This window comes from Sneathiella sp. (assembly GCF_036844445.1).
Lineage (GTDB): Bacteria > Pseudomonadota > Alphaproteobacteria > Sneathiellales > Sneathiellaceae > Sneathiella.
On sequence record NZ_DAIUFV010000001.1, the window covers coordinates 400,177 to 415,513 of the forward strand.

Annotated in this window: 14 protein-coding genes, 1 other RNA gene and 1 pseudogene; 5 read left to right on the forward strand and 11 right to left on the reverse strand. The window is 62.1% G+C overall.

Annotated elements, in window-relative coordinates; genetic code table 11:
• From V7Z56_RS01850 to tkt, 11 genes and pseudogenes are all read right to left on the reverse strand, one after another.
• Entirely contained in the window at positions 1-1,362 is a 1,362-nt protein-coding gene (locus tag V7Z56_RS01850; protein WP_334127640.1) for a peptidoglycan -binding protein, read from the reverse strand.
• A gap of 29 nt (positions 1,363-1,391) precedes the next feature.
• A complete protein-coding gene (locus V7Z56_RS01855; RefSeq protein ID WP_443023733.1) occupies positions 1,392-2,594 on the reverse strand; it encodes a flagellar motor protein MotA in 1,203 nt (400 codons plus the stop codon).
• A gap of 2 nt (positions 2,595-2,596) precedes the next feature.
• On the reverse strand, positions 2,597-3,541 hold the full coding sequence (locus V7Z56_RS01860; protein ID WP_334127642.1) for an OmpA family protein: 945 nt from the start codon (positions 3,539-3,541) through the stop codon (positions 2,597-2,599).
• Between the two features lie 223 nt (positions 3,542-3,764).
• Complete coding sequence (locus V7Z56_RS01865; RefSeq protein WP_334127643.1) at positions 3,765-4,781, reverse strand: NADPH:quinone oxidoreductase family protein; 1,017 nt, start codon at positions 4,779-4,781, stop codon at positions 3,765-3,767.
• 96 nt (positions 4,782-4,877) lie between these two features.
• Positions 4,878-5,681: an inositol monophosphatase family protein gene (locus V7Z56_RS01870; protein ID WP_334127644.1), complete on the reverse strand. Its 804-nt coding sequence runs from the start codon at positions 5,679-5,681 to the stop codon at positions 4,878-4,880.
• Between the two features lie 46 nt (positions 5,682-5,727).
• A pseudogene (gene efp, locus V7Z56_RS01875) lies at positions 5,728-6,293 on the reverse strand (elongation factor P).
• A gap of 38 nt (positions 6,294-6,331) precedes the next feature.
• Complete coding sequence (gene thiE, locus V7Z56_RS01880) at positions 6,332-6,994, reverse strand: thiamine phosphate synthase (protein ID WP_334127645.1); 663 nt, start codon at positions 6,992-6,994, stop codon at positions 6,332-6,334.
• 5 nt (positions 6,995-6,999) lie between these two features.
• Positions 7,000-8,010 (reverse strand): class I fructose-bisphosphate aldolase, encoded by a 1,011-nt coding sequence (locus V7Z56_RS01885; RefSeq protein WP_334127646.1) that lies wholly within the window; start codon positions 8,008-8,010, stop codon positions 7,000-7,002.
• A 26-nt stretch (positions 8,011-8,036) separates the two neighbouring features.
• Entirely contained in the window at positions 8,037-9,230 is a 1,194-nt protein-coding gene (locus V7Z56_RS01890; protein WP_334127647.1) for a phosphoglycerate kinase, read from the reverse strand.
• A 22-nt stretch (positions 9,231-9,252) separates the two neighbouring features.
• Complete coding sequence (gap, locus tag V7Z56_RS01895) at positions 9,253-10,260, reverse strand: type I glyceraldehyde-3-phosphate dehydrogenase (protein WP_334127648.1); 1,008 nt, start codon at positions 10,258-10,260, stop codon at positions 9,253-9,255.
• Positions 10,261-10,325: 65 nt separating this feature from the next.
• Complete coding sequence (gene tkt / locus V7Z56_RS01900; protein WP_334127649.1) at positions 10,326-12,329, reverse strand: transketolase; 2,004 nt, start codon at positions 12,327-12,329, stop codon at positions 10,326-10,328.
• Between the two features lie 412 nt (positions 12,330-12,741).
• On the opposite strand from tkt, the gene V7Z56_RS01905 reads away from it, so the two are divergent.
• From V7Z56_RS01905 to V7Z56_RS01925, 5 genes are all read left to right on the forward strand, one after another.
• Positions 12,742-13,005 carry a hypothetical protein gene (locus tag V7Z56_RS01905; RefSeq protein WP_334127650.1) on the forward strand — a complete coding sequence of 88 codons (264 nt, stop codon included), beginning with the start codon at positions 12,742-12,744 and terminating at the stop codon, positions 13,003-13,005.
• A 1-nt stretch (position 13,006) separates the two neighbouring features.
• Complete coding sequence (locus V7Z56_RS01910) at positions 13,007-13,321, forward strand: cell division protein ZapA (RefSeq protein ID WP_334127651.1); 315 nt, start codon at positions 13,007-13,009, stop codon at positions 13,319-13,321.
• A 9-nt stretch (positions 13,322-13,330) separates the two neighbouring features.
• Positions 13,331-13,489, forward strand: a non-coding RNA gene (gene ssrS, locus V7Z56_RS01915) — 6S RNA.
• 169 nt (positions 13,490-13,658) lie between these two features.
• Positions 13,659-14,477, forward strand: coding sequence for a TIGR00282 family metallophosphoesterase (locus tag V7Z56_RS01920; RefSeq protein WP_334127652.1), 819 nt, complete (start codon positions 13,659-13,661; stop codon positions 14,475-14,477).
• A 91-nt stretch (positions 14,478-14,568) separates the two neighbouring features.
• Positions 14,569-15,321, forward strand: a complete 753-nt coding sequence (locus tag V7Z56_RS01925; protein WP_334127653.1) for a YebC/PmpR family DNA-binding transcriptional regulator — start codon at positions 14,569-14,571, stop codon at positions 15,319-15,321.
• Positions 15,322-15,337: the final 16 nt, after the last annotated feature.

Below are 15,337 nucleotides of genomic sequence, written 5' to 3' on the forward strand. Positions count from 1 at the left end.
TCAGCGCTCCGTCAGTTTCAGTTCGATCCGCCGGTTGCGAAGATAGCCGATTTCATCATCGCGCGGGTCAATCGGCTGGAATTCACCAAAGCCGGTTGCGGCCAGCCGGTTCGCCGGCACGCCCTGGCTGATCAGGAACTTTGTAACCGAGACGGCGCGCGCGGTCGAGAGTTCCCAGTTGGAGGGGAAGCGAAGCGTGCTGATCGGCTGCTTGTCGGTATGGCCGTCAACGCGGAGGATCCAGTCGATATCGCTTGGAATATCCTTCGCGATCTCAAGCAGCGTCGTGGCGAATTTCGCCATATCGGCGCGCCCGTCCGGCCCAAGCTCGGCGCTGCCCGCATCGAACAGCACCTCCGACTGGAAGACGAAGCGATCGCCGACGACGCTGATGCCGGGGCGGTCTTTCAGCACCTCGCGGAGCTTGCCGAAAAATTCGGAGCGATACTGCTGCAATTCCTGCACCTTGGCGGCGAGGGCCTGATTGAGACGCCGGCCGAGATCGGCGATCTGCACCTTCTGCTCGGCATCGCGCGCCTCGCTTGCCTCGAGCATTTCGTTCAGCGTCGCAAGTTCGGCGCGAAGCGCGGCGATCTGTGCATTCAACAGCGATACTTGCGCGGCGGCGGCGGCGGAAATCTTCTCCTCCTCCGTCAGCTTGTCCTGGGTTTGCAAATATAATGTCTGCAATTCGGCAAGGCGGGTTTCGCGCTCCTCGATATCCTTCTGGGCGAGGCTGGTGCGCTCCGCCTCATCGGCAAGCCGCGCTTCCAGCTCTTTCGAGCGATCGCGGAGATTGCCGATCTCGACATCCCGCTCGGCGAGGGTGAGGGCGAGGGTGCCGACCTCCTCCTCAAGGGTTTTGCGGGTCTCCTCAAGCGCGGCGATATCGCGTTTCAGCCGCTCGAGCTCGGCAAGATTGACTTTCAGGCTCTCTTCACTGACGGCGAGCTTTTCCTCGGTCTCGCCGGCCTTCTGCTCGGCTTCGCGCAGCAGCAGCTGCAGCCGGTCGCGATCCTCCTCGGCCGAGAGGGCGCGGCTCGTCAGGGTATCAAGCTGGATGATGACGCTGTCCCGTTCTTCCTGCATTTTCGTCATGTCGATGGTGAGCGCCGCGATCTGCCCTTCCAGATCATCGGTCGTCTTGCGCTCAAGCGCCAGCAGGTCGGCCAGCTCATTGACCTGCTGATTGAGTTTTTCGAGCGCCGCATCGCGGCCCGAAAGCGCCTGCGAGAGGAAAAACTGCGCGAGGGCAAAGACCACCAGCAGGAAGATGATGACGAGCAGGAGCGTCGTCAGCGCATCGACGAAGCCCGGCCAGATCTCATTTGGCGTGCGGTTACCGCGGCGTCTACGAGCCATTATCCACCCCGTTTATCCTGCAGCCCGTCTCAGCCACGACGGCTTTCTTCCGCAATGGCCGCAAGGGTGCGGGTCAGGAGCTTGATATCGCTGCGGATCTCCTGAACCATCTGGTCCCGGCCATCGGCGCTTTCTTCCAGCATCCGCACCATATGCACATCAAGATTGCGCAGGTGATTGCGGCTCGCCTGGTCGAGGCCGGCGCTCTCGGCGGATTTCGCGAGCCGCTCGAACAGCGGCCTGAGTTCCGTCTGGCCTTCCGCCAGCTTGACCAGCAGATCCTGCTCGGCGCGCATCTGGTCGGTCAGCGCCGCCAGCCGTTCGCTGAGACTGATCAGGGAGTTTTCCGCCTGACCGCGCTTGTCCTCGTTGCGGGCGAGTGTGCGCTGCAGGTTGTTGAGGCTCTCGGCCGTCTGTTCGAGAAGCGCCTGGACATAGATCGGCACGCTTTGCTCGCCGCCCTCGGCAACAGCGACAGGGCCCGCGCTGGTGAAGCGGGTGAGGGAGCTCAGCCAGTCCTCGAGATCACCGTAGAAGCGGTTCTGCGCCTGTCCGGCCTGCATGTCGAGAAAGCCGAGGATGAGCGATCCGGAGAGCCCGAAGAGCGATGAGGAGAAGGCGATCGCCATGCCCGACAGCGGCTTTTCAAGGCCGCCCTTCAGATCGTCAAAAATACGGGCGAAATCCTCGCCGCCGCCGACATTCAGCGCCGCGATGGCGCCGCCGACGGAATCAACCGTCTCCAGCAGTCCCCAGAAGGTGCCGAGGAGGCCGAGGAAAATCAGTACGTTGATCAGGTAGCGCGAGATGTCGCGCCCTTCCTCCATGCGCGCGCCAACGCTGTCGAGTAGGCTGTTCATGGTCACCGCATTCAGCCGCACGGGGCCGCGGCTGTCGTTGAAGATGGTGAACAGCGGGGCGAGCAGGCGGGGCGGCTGCACGGTCGGGCGGGTCGATTCCAGCCGGCGCAGGCTCTGCGTCCAGTTGATCTCGCCATAGAGCATGACGACCTGGCGGAAAATGAACAGAATGCCGAACAGCAGCACCACAATGATCAGCCCGTTGAGCCACGGGTTGGCGAGGAACGCCGTCTGGATCTGCGGATAGAGGAAGGCCGCGATGGCAAGCGCGATACCGATAAAAATGACCATCCGGATCAGGTAACGGCGCGGCTTCTTGATATTCGGCGTTCCGGCCAGATTGTGGGTTTCGACATTCGTATATTGTGTCATGGTCACCGTGTAATCAATAGGAGGTCGACGCGGTTCGACGGGGTTGTATCCTGCGGCTCGCCAAGCGCCCGCACTTCAATCTGTTTCTCGCTGAGCCCAAGCTCCATCAGCCGGGCGCGGACGGTGAGGGCGCGATCCAGCGACAGCCGGCGCGCCGCACTGACGCTGGCGCCGCTGCCATAGGCGAGAAGCTGAACGCTGCTCCGCGGCCTTGCGGCCATCTGCGCGGCAACCGCTTTGAGCGTTGCCTCGGCCTCCGCGGAGAGCTTGGATGACTCCTCGGCAAACAGCAGGCGGGTGACCCGCTCATCGGCCGGGGCGGCGGGTGTCTCAGCGGTCTCCGCGGTCTCCACTGTTTCCGCCTTGTCGCCGCCGACGATTTTCTCGACGATCTTTTCCGCTTCGGTGACGGGCGAGATCGTCTCCTCTGCCGTGCCTTGCGGCGCGGCTTCTGCTTCGCTCTCGCTTGCGGCGGCATCCGTCATCGTCTCCGTCTGATCGGCGTTGGTTGCGGTCTCGACCGGGCGGGCCTCGGTTTCAGGCGTCTCCGCTGCCGCGGGGGCGGCGGCTTCGCCCGGCGCTGCGGCGGGCGTCTCTTCGGGCGGCGGGGGCGTCGGGATCTTTGCTGCTGCCGTCTCCGGCGCGAGGGGCGGGCTCGCCTCTGCGTTGGCAGGCGGCAGTTTGAGGCGGGGCTTGGCGCGCGGGGTGACGATTTTTTCGGCGGGTTTTGCCGGCTGCAGTTCCGGCGGGATCAGGATGATCACCGTCTCGCCGTCGATCACGCGGGTCGGGAGGCGCGGCGCCGCTGGCGTGGCGTTCAGGACGCCCGGATTGACCTCGACGGGCAGGCGGCGCGATTCTTTCGCCGCCGCGCCGCTGACGGAACAGGCAAGGAGCAGGGAAGTGAGCAGGGAAACGGGAATTGCGGTCGCCGAAAAACTGGTCATTGGCTCCTTCCCATTCTCCTTGTTGTCAAACGACAGCGGAACCTGTCAGGCCTGCCTGCAAGCGTTCCGATTCGCCAATGAAACTGGTCACATCGCGGGCCTAGCGCCGCCGCATAGCACCATAACTTAGCGCGTCCCGTGTCACAATCCTTTAGTTGCCTCGTCGGGCATTCCCGGATCCGGCCACGATCCGGCGCGGGAAAGCCCGCCGTCGCGGCAACTCTCAGTAGTCCTCGTCCGACATCTCGACAACGCATTTGCCATCGACCTCGCGGTTGATGACGGCATCGAGCGCGTCGTTGAAACGCTCAAGCGGGAAGCGCGCGCCAACTTCCGGGTCGATCTTGCCCTGCCGGTAGAGATCGAGGACGCCCGCCGTGAAACCATCCAGCGTCTCGATATGCTCGGCCCGGCTGCCGCCCGGCGACCAGCCGAAGAAATGCCCGAGATTGAAGCCCATGGCCGACGCGTTCTTGAGAAGCAGCGTATTGGCGGCGATATTCGGAATGGTGCCCGAGGCATAGCCAATGGTGAGAAGCCGCCCTTCCCAGGCGAGGCTGCGGATCGACTGGATCGTCACGTCGCCGCCGATGCTGTCATAGACGACATTGACGCCTTTGCCACCCGTGATCTCCATGACGACATCGCGGAAATTCTGTTTCCGGTGGTCGATGACATGATCGGCGCCGTGCCTCTTCGCGCTGGCGCAGTGCTTCTCGCCGCCGGCGACCGCGATCACCGTTGCGCCGAGCGCCTTGCCGATCTCGACCGCCGCCATGCCGACCGCGCCGGCCGCGCCGTGGACAAGCAGCGTCTCGCCGGCTTTCAGCTCTGCGCGGCGGGTCAGCGCGCCGTAAGATGTGTTATAGGAGGTGATGATCGCCGTCCCGACGCCGAAATCCATTTCTTTCGGGATGCGAAAGCAGGACACCTCGGGGATATGGCAAAAGCCCGCCGCACCGCCGTTGTCGACGCTGCACATCACATGATCACCGACGGCAACGCGCGTCACGCCCTCGCCAACCGCTTCGACAATACCGGCGCATTCGGGCGCGGGGATGTAGGGGAGGGGCGCCTTGCGCTGGTATTTCCCGGCGATATTGAGCGAGGCGGCGAAGCTCACCCCCGCGGCCTTGTTGCGGACAACGACATGTCCGGGCGCGGGCTCTGGCTTTGGGAGGGTCTCAAGACGGGCCACATCATGATGATGGCCGAATTTACGAACGACGATTGCACGCATGTCACGTTGATCCTGACTTGTTCTTGTTGTAGGGCAGCTTAAAAACCACGCTTACTATAATGAAGCGCGAGCCGATAACAAGTCAGGACGGCGAAATTAGCGGCGGGCGCGGAGCTCGCGGAAGATATCCAGCATGGCGCTGTTGACGCCGGGGTTGGTGGCGAGGATGTCGCCTTTTTCCAGCATCTTCTCGCCGCCGTCGAGCTGCGAGACAAGCGCCCCGGCCTCGCGCGCGATAATGATGCCGGCGGCAATATCCCATTCCTGCAGGTTGCGCTCCCAGAAACCGTCATAGCGTCCGGCCGCGACATAGGCGAGATCGAGCGAGGCGGCCCCGAAGCGGCGGACGCCCGAGGAGAGGCTCATGATCCGCTCCAGCTCTTTCAGGAAGCGGTCGTGATCGGCCTTGCCAAGGAAGGGAATGCCGGTCGCAAAAAGGCTCTCCGCCATGCGGGTGCGGCTCGAAACGCGCAGGCGCCGGTCGTTCATATAGGCGCCGCCGCCCTTTTCCGCCCAGAACAGCTCGTCCTTGACCGGATCGAGGATGATCCCGGCGGTGATTTCCTTGCCCGTCTTGATGGCGATGGAAATGGCGAAATGCGGCAGCCCGTGCAGGAAGTTCGTCGTCCCGTCGAGCGGATCGATGACCCAGTAATGCAGGCCGTCATTGGCCTTCACGACGCCGCCTTCCTCGGTGATGAAACCGAAATCGGGACGGAGACGGGCAAGTTCCTCCTTCAGCGTCGCTTCCGCGGTCAGGTCGGCCTGGGTGACGAAGTCCGCCGGCCCTTTCTTGGAGACCTGCAGATGCTCGACCTCGTTGAAGTCGCGGAGCATTTTGCGGGCAGCCTTGCGCGCGGCCAGCTCCATTGCATTGATATCAGCAGATTTTCTCGCCATCGATCTGGCCCTGTTCTGTAGTCGAAGAAGGGAATATGCGGCGCGCTCAGTCGGCGCGCTTCATATACTCGTAAGTTTCGGTGTTGACCACGATCTTCTCGCCGACGCCGCAGAAAGGCGGCACCATGACGCGAACGCCGTTTTCCATGATCGCCGGCTTGTAGGAGGAGGCGGCTGTCTGCCCCTTCACGGTCGGCTCGGTCTCGGTAATTTCCAGGATCACCTGCTCGGGCAGGATCACGTTGAGGGGGCTGTCCTCATGGAACTCGATCTCCACATATCCATGCCGTCTTTCAGGAAGGCGGCGCGCTCGCCGATCATATCCTTGGCGATATTGACCTGCTCATAGCTTGCGGTATCCATGAAGGTCAGCATCTCGCCATCTTCAAAAAGGAACTGGTGCGGCTTCTGTTCGAGGCGGACGCGCTCCACGGATTCGGAGGAGCGGAAGCGCTCGTTGAGTTTCGTGCCGTCGCGCAGGTTCTTGAGTTCGACCTGCAAATAGGCGCCGCCCTTGCCGGGCTGGGTGTGCTGAATTTTTACGGCCACCCACAGACCGCCCTTATGTTCAATCACATTGCCGGGGCGGATCGCATTTCCGTTAATTTTCATGGTTGTCTTGCTCTCAGTAAAAATCTGGCGGCAACCTATCAGCTTGCCATCACCTTATCAATCACATCATTCATGGCTTTGACCGCGTGGGCGGGGCCTTTTTCATCGGTCCAGACGCCGCCGCCGACCGCGAGGAAGTCCGCGCCGGCGCGCAGCAGCGGTTCGCAGTTCGCCGCCGTGATCCCGCCAATGGCGACCGAGGGGACGGTTGCCGTCTCGCTCCACCATGTCAGGATATCAAGATCCGCGGGCGTCGTATCGGCCTTGGTGCCGGACGGGTAAAAAGCGCCGAAGGCCACATAGTCGGCGCCCGCTTCCCCCGCCGTCATGGCAAGATGGCGCGAGTTTTTGCATGTGACGCCGATAATCGCATCGGGCCCAAGCAGGGCGCGCGCCTCCTTATAGGGCATGTCCTCCTGACCGACATGCACGCCGTCGACGCCGAGTTTCCTGGCGAGCGGCACATGGTCATTCAGCAGGAAAGCAACGTTGGCCGCGAGCGCAATCGGCATCAGCCGTTCCGTGGCGGCGATAATCTCGGCCTCGGGGCGGCCTTTCAGCCGAAGCTGGAAGCAGGCGATATCGCCGCCGGCAAGGGCATCGCGAAAGGCGGACTCGAACGCATCGAGATCGTCGATGACCGCCGGCGAAATCAGATAGAGACGGGGACGCACCCGTCCGGTGTCCGGTGACGTCCCCATCAAGATTATTCCATATCCGAGCTGTATTCGCCGTCACGGGCGGCGCTGGTGAGCTTGGCCCGGTGCAGGAACGCGGCCTGTGCGGCTTCGGCGTTCTCGGCCTTGCCCTGCCATGCCTGGAGGGCCGAGGCCTGCAGCGCGCGGCCGAAGGAATAGCTGATTTCCCACGGATGGTTGCCCATCTGGTTCATGGCGTTGAGATGCTCCGTCGCCTGCCGCTCGCTCTGTCCGCCGGAGAGGAAGACAATGCCCGGAACCGCGGCCGGAACGGTCTGCTGGAAGCAGTAGATCGTCTTGGTCGCCACTTCCTCGACATCGGCCTGCTCGGGGCAGTCCTTGCCGGAAATCACCATGTTGGGTTTCAGCAGCATCTGTTCGAGAACGACGCGCTGCTTGTAAAGCTCGTCAAAGACCGCCTTCAGCGTCGTTTCGGTGACCGCATAGCACTCGTCAATGTCATGATCGCCGTCCATCAGAACTTCCGGCTCGACGATCGGCACGAGACCCGCTTCCTGGCAGAGTGCGGCGTAGCGGGCGAGCGCATGGGCGTTGGTGTTGATGCAATATTCGCTCGGCTTGCCATCACCGATGGAGATGACGGCGCGCCATTTCGCAAAGCGGGCGCCGAGCTTGTGATATTCAGTCAGCCGATCGCGCAGGCCGTCGAGGCCTTCGGTGATCAGCTCGCCTTCAGCGAATGCGAGCGGCTTCGTGCCCATATCGACCTTGATGCCCGGAATGATGCCCTGGTCCTTCATCAGCGAGACGAGGGAGCGGCCGTCCTTCGCATTCTGGCGCAGCGTTTCATCATAGAGGATCACGCCGCTGATATAGTCGCCGATCCCCTTGGCAGAGAACAGCAGCTCGCGATAGTCGCGGCGGCTTTCCTCGGTGCTTGCCGTGTTGATGCTGTCGAAGCGCTTCTTGATCGTACCGGTGCTTTCGTCGGCGGCAAGGATGCCTTTGCTCGGTGCGACCAGTGCGAGGGCAATATCTTCAAGTTCCAGTTCGTCCATTTTAAAACTCCTGTAAAAAGGGCTGTTCAGCGAGCCAGAGCGGCAACGCCCGGAAGGGTTTTCCCTTCCATCCATTCGAGAAAGGCGCCGCCCGCAGTTGAGATATAAGTAAGGCTGTCCGTCACACCGGCCCGGGCAAGGGCGGAAACGGTGTCGCCGCCGCCGGCGACGGAAATCAGCGATCCTGCTTTCGTCAGCCGCTCGACTTCCCGGGCAACGGCAAAGGTGCCATCGCCGAACGGATCGATCTCGAACGCGCCGAGAGGGCCGTTCCAGATCAGTGTTTTGATGCCGGCAAGGCGCGACGTGATGGCGGCGACCGATTGCGGCGCCACATCGAGGATCATTTCATCGGCCGCGACCTCACCGACCGGCGCCGCGCGATTGGCCGCGCCCGCCTTGAATTCTTTCGCCAGCACGACGTGATCGGGGAGCAGGATCTCGCAGCCGACTTTCTCGGCTTTTTCCAGGATCTGCGATGCGGTCTCGGCGAGATCATGCTCGCAGAGCGACGCCCCGACATTGACGCCGCGGGCGTTGAGAAAAGTGTTGGCCATGCCGCCGCCGATCAGCAGCACATCGACCTTTTCGATCAGGTTGAAGAGGAGATCGAGCTTGCTGGAGATCTTGGCGCCGCCGACGATCGCCATCACGGGGCGGGCGGGCTTTTCGAGCGCCTGTGCGAGTGCGGTCAGCTCCGCCTCCATATTGCGCCCGGCATAGGCGGGGAGAATATGGGCGATCGCCTCGGTCGAGGCATGGGCGCGGTGCGAGCAGGAGAAGGCGTCATTGACATAGATATCGCCGGCCGCCGCGAGCGCTTTTGCAAACGCCGCGTCATTCTTCTCTTCGCCCGCATGGAAGCGGACATTTTCGGCGAGCAGGATATCGCCCGCTTCGGCGCGGGCAAGCGCATTGGTAACGCTATCTCCAATGCAGTCATCAATAAAGGTGACGGGCCGCTTCAGATGCGCGGCGAGCCCGTCCGCAATGGGGCGGAGCGACATGTCGGGAACGACCTTCCCTTTCGGCCGCCCGAAATGGCTGAGCAGGAGGACTTTCGCGCCCTTCTGCGACAGCTCGTTCAGGGTCGGGAGGATGCGGTCGATGCGGGTGAAGTCGGAGATGTTCCCGTCCTCCACCGGCACGTTCAGATCGACGCGTGCGATCACCGTCCTGCCGTTTGCCTCCAGATCATCAAGTGTTCTGAACTCAGCCATTCTATCGCTCCGCTCTTTCGCGTCAGTTGGCGTTCGCCATGGCGATTGCGGTGTCGCTCATCCGGTTGGAGAAGCCCCACTCGTTATCGTACCAGCTCAGCACACGCACGAAGGTGCCGTCAATCACCTGCGTCTGGGTCAGATCGAAGGTGGAGGAGGCAGGGGCGTGGTTGAAGTCGATGGAGACGACCGGATCGCTGTTGACCTCGAGAACACCCTTCAGGCGGCCGTTTGCGGCCTCCCGGATGGCGTTGTTGATCTCGTCAACCGAGGTTGCGCGCGCGGCAACGAAGGTAAGATCAACCATCGAAACGTTCGGCGTCGGCACACGGACCGAGGTGCCGTCGAGCTTGCCGGCAAGTTCCGGAAGCACGAGGCCAACGGCCTTCGCCGCACCGGTCGAGGTCGGGATGATCGACATTGCGGCGGCGCGCGCCCGGCGCAGGTCGCTGTGCAGGGTGTCGAGAACCGGCTGGTCGCCTGTATAGGCATGCACCGTCGTCATGAAGCCATGCACGAGACCGACGCTTTCGTTCAGGACCTGGGCTACCGGCGCAAGGCAGTTGGTGGTGCAGGAGGCGTTGGAGACAACGGTGTGCTCCTTCTTCAGCTTGTCGTGGTTGACGCCGTAAACAACGGTGAGGTCAACGTCGGTGCCCGGGGCGGAGATGAGAACCTTCTTCGCGCCGGCTTCCAGATGCTTTGCCGCCGCATCGCGCTTGGTGAAGATACCGGTGCATTCGAACGCGATATCGACGCCGAGCTCGCCCCACGGCAGTTCGGCCGGGTTGCGAACGGCGGTCACCTTGATCGGGCCGCGGCCAAGATCGATGCTGTCACCCTTTACCGTCACGGTGCCGGGGTAGCGGCCATGCACGCTGTCATATTTCAAGAGATGGGCGTTCGCCTCGACCGACCCGAGGTCATTGATGCCGACAACCTCGACATCGATCCGACCCGACTCGTAGATTGCCCGCAAGATATTCCGTCCAATCCGTCCAAATCCGTTGATTGCAACACGAACAGTCATTTTTCTTTACTCCTGCTTGCCGATGACGTCGCCCTTGCGGCGTCTGTCTTTATGAATAATCTCTATTAAAGCCTTGCTTTTGCCGCCGCGACAACCGCTTCGGCGGTGATGCCGAAATGCTTGTAAAGCGCCTCTGCCGGAGCCGATGCGCCAAAGCTGTTGATGCCGACGAACGCGCCTGCTTCACCCGTAAATCTTTCCCATCCCATGGAACAGCCGGCCTCGACGGCGACGCGCACAGTATCGGGACGAATTGTTTCCAATTTGTAAGCATCGTCCTGTTTTTCAAAGAGCTCCCATGAGGGCACAGAAACAACGCGGGTGCCGATGCCGTCACTCTCGAGCGCTTTCTGTGCGGCGAGGGCGAGGCCGACCTCCGTGCCGGAGGCAAAGAGCGTGACCTTCACCTCGAGATTGGCGGGGGCCAGCTCATAGGCGCCGCGGGCCGAGAGATTTTCCGCGGTATGGGCTTTGCGCACCAGATCGGCATTCTGACGGCTGAGCGAGAGGATCGACGGCGTTTTCGTCGCGGCAAGCGCGAGCTGCCAGCATTCCATGGTCTCGATGGCGTCGGCCGGACGGAACACCTGAAGGTTCGGGATCGCGCGAAGCGCGGCAAGATGCTCAACCGGCTGGTGCGTCGGGCCATCCTCGCCAAGACCGATGGAATCATGGGTCATGACATAGATCACCCGCTGCTCCATCAGCGCGGAGAGGCGGATCGCCGGGCGGGCATAGTCGGTAAAGACCATGAAGGTACCGCCGTAAGGGATAAAGCCGCGGTGCAGCGCCATGCCGTTCATAAACGCCGCCATGCCGAACTCGCGCACGCCGTAATAGACGTAGCGGCCGGAGAAGTCGTCGGCCGATACCGGCGTCATCTGCGGTGTCTGGGTGAGGTTGGAGCCGGTGAGGTCGGCCGAGCCGCCGATGGTGGTCGGCACATGCTCGTTGATGACCTTGAGCGCTTCCTGGCTCGATTTGCGCGTTGCCCAGGCCGGCGCCTCCTCGGAGATGCGGCGCTTGTAGGCAATGATCGCGTCATCGAGAGCGGAGGGCAGGCTGTCACTGAGGGCGTCCTGGAAGGCGGCCTGCTGGTCCGCCGGAAGGGCGGCGAGCGCTTCCTCCCAGGCGGCCGAGTGGCGGGCGCCGCGGGTGCCGACGGTGCGCCATTTGTCGAGGATAGCCGTCGGGATCTCGAACGGCGCATGCGGCCAGCCGAGCTCTTTCCGGGCGAGGGCGATTTCCTCATCGCCGAGAGGCGAGCCGTGAACGCCCGAAGTGCCCTGCTTGTTGGGCGCGCCAAAGCCGATGGTGGTGCGGCAGGCGATCAGCGATGGCTTGTCGGTCTCGCGCGCGGCGGCGATGGCCGCTTCGATCTCGGCCGCGTTATGGCCGTCAACGGCGCGGAAATCCCAGCCGGCTGCTTCAAAGCGCCGCTCCTGGCTTTCTGAGACGGCGAGATCGGTCGAGCCGTCGATGGAGATCGAGTTGTCGTCCCAGAGAACGATCAGCTTGTTCAGCTTCAGATGCCCGGCAAAGGAGATCGCTTCCTGGCTGATCCCTTCCATCAGGCAGCCGTCCCCGGCGATGACATAGGTGTAATGATCGGTAATATCCTTGAACCGCGCTGCCTGCAGCCGTTCGGCGAGCGCCATGCCGACAGCCATCGCGAGGCCCTGGCCGAGCGGGCCGGTCGTCGTCTCGATGCCGCTTGCATGGCCATATTCGGGATGGCCCGCGGTTTTGGCGCCGAGCTGTCGGAAGTTCCTGATCTCCTCCAGCGTCATATCCTTGTAGCCGGTGAGATAGAGGAGCGAGTAGAGCAGCATCGACCCGTGGCCGGCGGAGAGCACGAAACGGTCGCGGTCGGGCCAGTTGGGCTTCGCCGGATCGAACTTCAGGAATTTCGAGAAGAGGACTGTGGCGACGTCCGCCATTCCCATCGGCATGCCGGGATGGCCGGAATTGGCCGCCTGTACGGCATCCATGGAGAGCGCGCGGATCGCGTTCGCCATGTCGTTATGCTGGGTCGGGTTCGATGACGGCCTGGGCCCGTTTGTATTCATACCTGAACTTCTCCATCCACCGGTTTTGTCCGACATGACTGTAGCGGCCCGCGCGACAAAAGGATAGGGCCGGCGCTCGTCCTTGCGCAGTCGGATTCGGGTGCCCGAAAATCGGGTCGGTTGCAAAATATATAGCGCGAAAACGTCAGGTCATTCCGGCCCGGATCTCGGTCCTCGTGAGATTGGAACGCGCAGTGGGACGCGAAACCGGAGGGCTGCCCTGTCGGGTTCGGGGCGAACATGCCGTCCAAACATCTGCGCGTCAACCGCTTAGTGCAGGATTGCCGCCGGAAATCCTTAAAAAGTGACGCAAGCAATTGGGTTGACGGAGCTCGGGCGACAATCGTATTGTTTCGTCTCGAGGATTTGCGGGAACTGGCCTTAATGAACGCCGTACCGGCGGAAGGGGAACATGGAAAACAGCGAATCGAGAATGGACGCGGCAATCGCCCGGCTGGAGAAGGCGGCGGCCGAATTGCTCCGCGAACGCCAGCAGGGACGGCGCGATGTCCAGGCGGCGGCCGTCAGCTCCGATCTGGCGGCGGAAAATGCGGCCCTTCGCGCCGAGCTTGAGGCGCTGCAGCGCAAATATGACGACCTGAAGAAACGGACCGAGATGGTGTCAGGCCGTCTCGACCGCTCAATCGATCAACTCAGCCTGATACTGGAGCAATGATATGGGATCGGTAACAGTCCGGGTGAACGGCCGCGCCTATCCGATTGTCTGCGGCGACGGCGAGGAGCCGCATCTTGAATATCTCGCCGAGTTCGTCGACAAGAAGGTGCAGGATCTCAACAACTCGGTCCGCAACGCGAGCGAGGGGCAGCTGCTGTTGATGGCCTGCCTGCTGATCGCCGATGATCTCTCGCAGGCCTATGAGACGATCGAACAGCTCCGCGAGGAGAGCGAGCAGGGCGAGGCTGCGGCGTCGGCGCAACAGAATTGGGCCGAAAAACTCGAAGCTATTGCACAACGGCTCGAAACTGCTTAAATGAACAGGGCTGCACTGGCTTGTGCGTCAGGCAACAGATATCCTGGGGCCAATAAAGAAATCTAGGGAGCCGTTCCCTGATTGGACCGTGGTCCGGACACATCGGCACCCACCTGACTTGTCAGGCCACAGAGATTTCTACCTGCCAACGGCTATGTTGGTGCAGCTCTTCCTTAATCCTATTCGAGATTTTTGACGCCGGCCCGGCCGGACCTTTGCGGGCCGCATCGCAAGTCGCCTCGCGGCCGCTTGCCTTTGCCGGGAGAGGCGATAAACTGACGGCGCAGGCGGCATATCGCGATCGCCCTGCCGGAGTGCATAAACTTATAGGTATCACGTGAAAGTTCTTTATCTCGGCGATGTGGTTGGACGGCCAGGTCGTGACATAGTCATTGAACGCCTGCCGGAAATACGCAGCCGGCTCGCGCTCGATTTTGTCGTCGTCAATGGCGAGAACTCGGCGGGTGGCTTCGGGATGACCGAAAAAATCGCCGAGGAGTTTTTCGCGGCCGGCATCGATTGCATCGTGCTTGGCAATCACAGCTTCGATCAGAAGGAGATCATGCCGGTCCTTGAGCGCGATGGCCGCATCCTCCGCCCCGCCAATTATCCCAAGGATACGCCGGGGCGCGGCATCGGCGCCTTCCGCACGCACCGCGGCAAGACCATTCTCGTCGTCCAGCTGATGGGGCGGCTCTTTATGGACCCGCTTGATGATCCGTTCGCGCTGATGGAGCAGCAGCTCGCGGCAAACCCGCTCGGGCGCAAATACGACTTTATCCTTGTCGATGTCCATGCCGAGGCGACGTCGGAGAAGATGGCGATGGGCCAGTTCTGCGATGGCCGCGTCTCGATGGTGGTCGGCAGCCATACCCATGTGCCGACGGCGGATGCGCAGATCCTGCCGCAGGGCACCGCCTACCAGACCGATGCAGGCATGTGCGGCGACTATAATTCGGTGATCGGCATGGACAAGGAGGAGCCGCTTCGCCGCTTTATCCGGAAAATTCCGGCCGGGCGTCTTACCGCCGCGTCGGGGCCGGGGACGGCCTGCGGCGTCTATGTCGAGACGGACGATAAAACCGGCCTCGCGACGTATATTTCGCCACTCCGCGTCGGCAGCCGTCTCGCGGAAATCTGGCCGGCCACCGAGTGACTGCCTTGCCCCCTTAAAAAAGGGGTGCGAGAGCGCGGCGGATCGGTTAAAAACGGGCATTCAAACTTTATAAGGGGATCAAGAGTCACCGATGGCAGGACATTCGCAATTTAAAAACATCATGCATCGCAAGGGCGCGCAGGACAAAAAACGCGCCAAGATTTTTGCCAAACATATCCGCGAGCTGACTGTTGCCGCGAAAACCGGCCTGCCGGACCCCGCCATGAACCCCCGCCTTCGGAGCGCGATCGCTGCGGCGCGCACCGATAATATGCCGAACGACAATATCGAGCGGGCGATCAAGCGCGCAAGCGGCGAGGCAAACGCCGAGAATTATGAGGAGATGCGCTATGAGGGCTATGGCCCGGGCGGCGTCGCCATCATTGTCGAGACGCTGACCGACAACCGCAACCGCACCGCCGCCGATGTGCGCGCGGCGTTTGCGAAAGCCGGCGGCTCGCTCGGCGAGACGGGTTCGGTCTCCTTTATGTTCGACCGGGTCGGGCAGGTGATCTATCCGGCCGCCGGTGTTGACGCCGATGCGCTTTTCGAGGCGGCGCTGGAATCCGGCGCAGACAATATGGAAAGCGATGCGCAGCTCCATGAAATCACCTGCGCGATGGAGGATTTCAACGAACTGCGCGAGGCGCTTGAGGCGAAATTCGGCGCGCCGCAGGAAGCAGGCATCGTCTGGAAACCGCAGAACACGGTGCCGGTTGAGACGGAGGATCTGGCGAATTCGCTTTTCAAGCTGGTCGACACGCTGGAAGACCATGATGATGTCCAGAAAGTCTCGGCGAATTTCGATATTCCCGAAGCGATCATGGAGAAACTGGGCGGCTGACGTCGCCTGAAAGGAC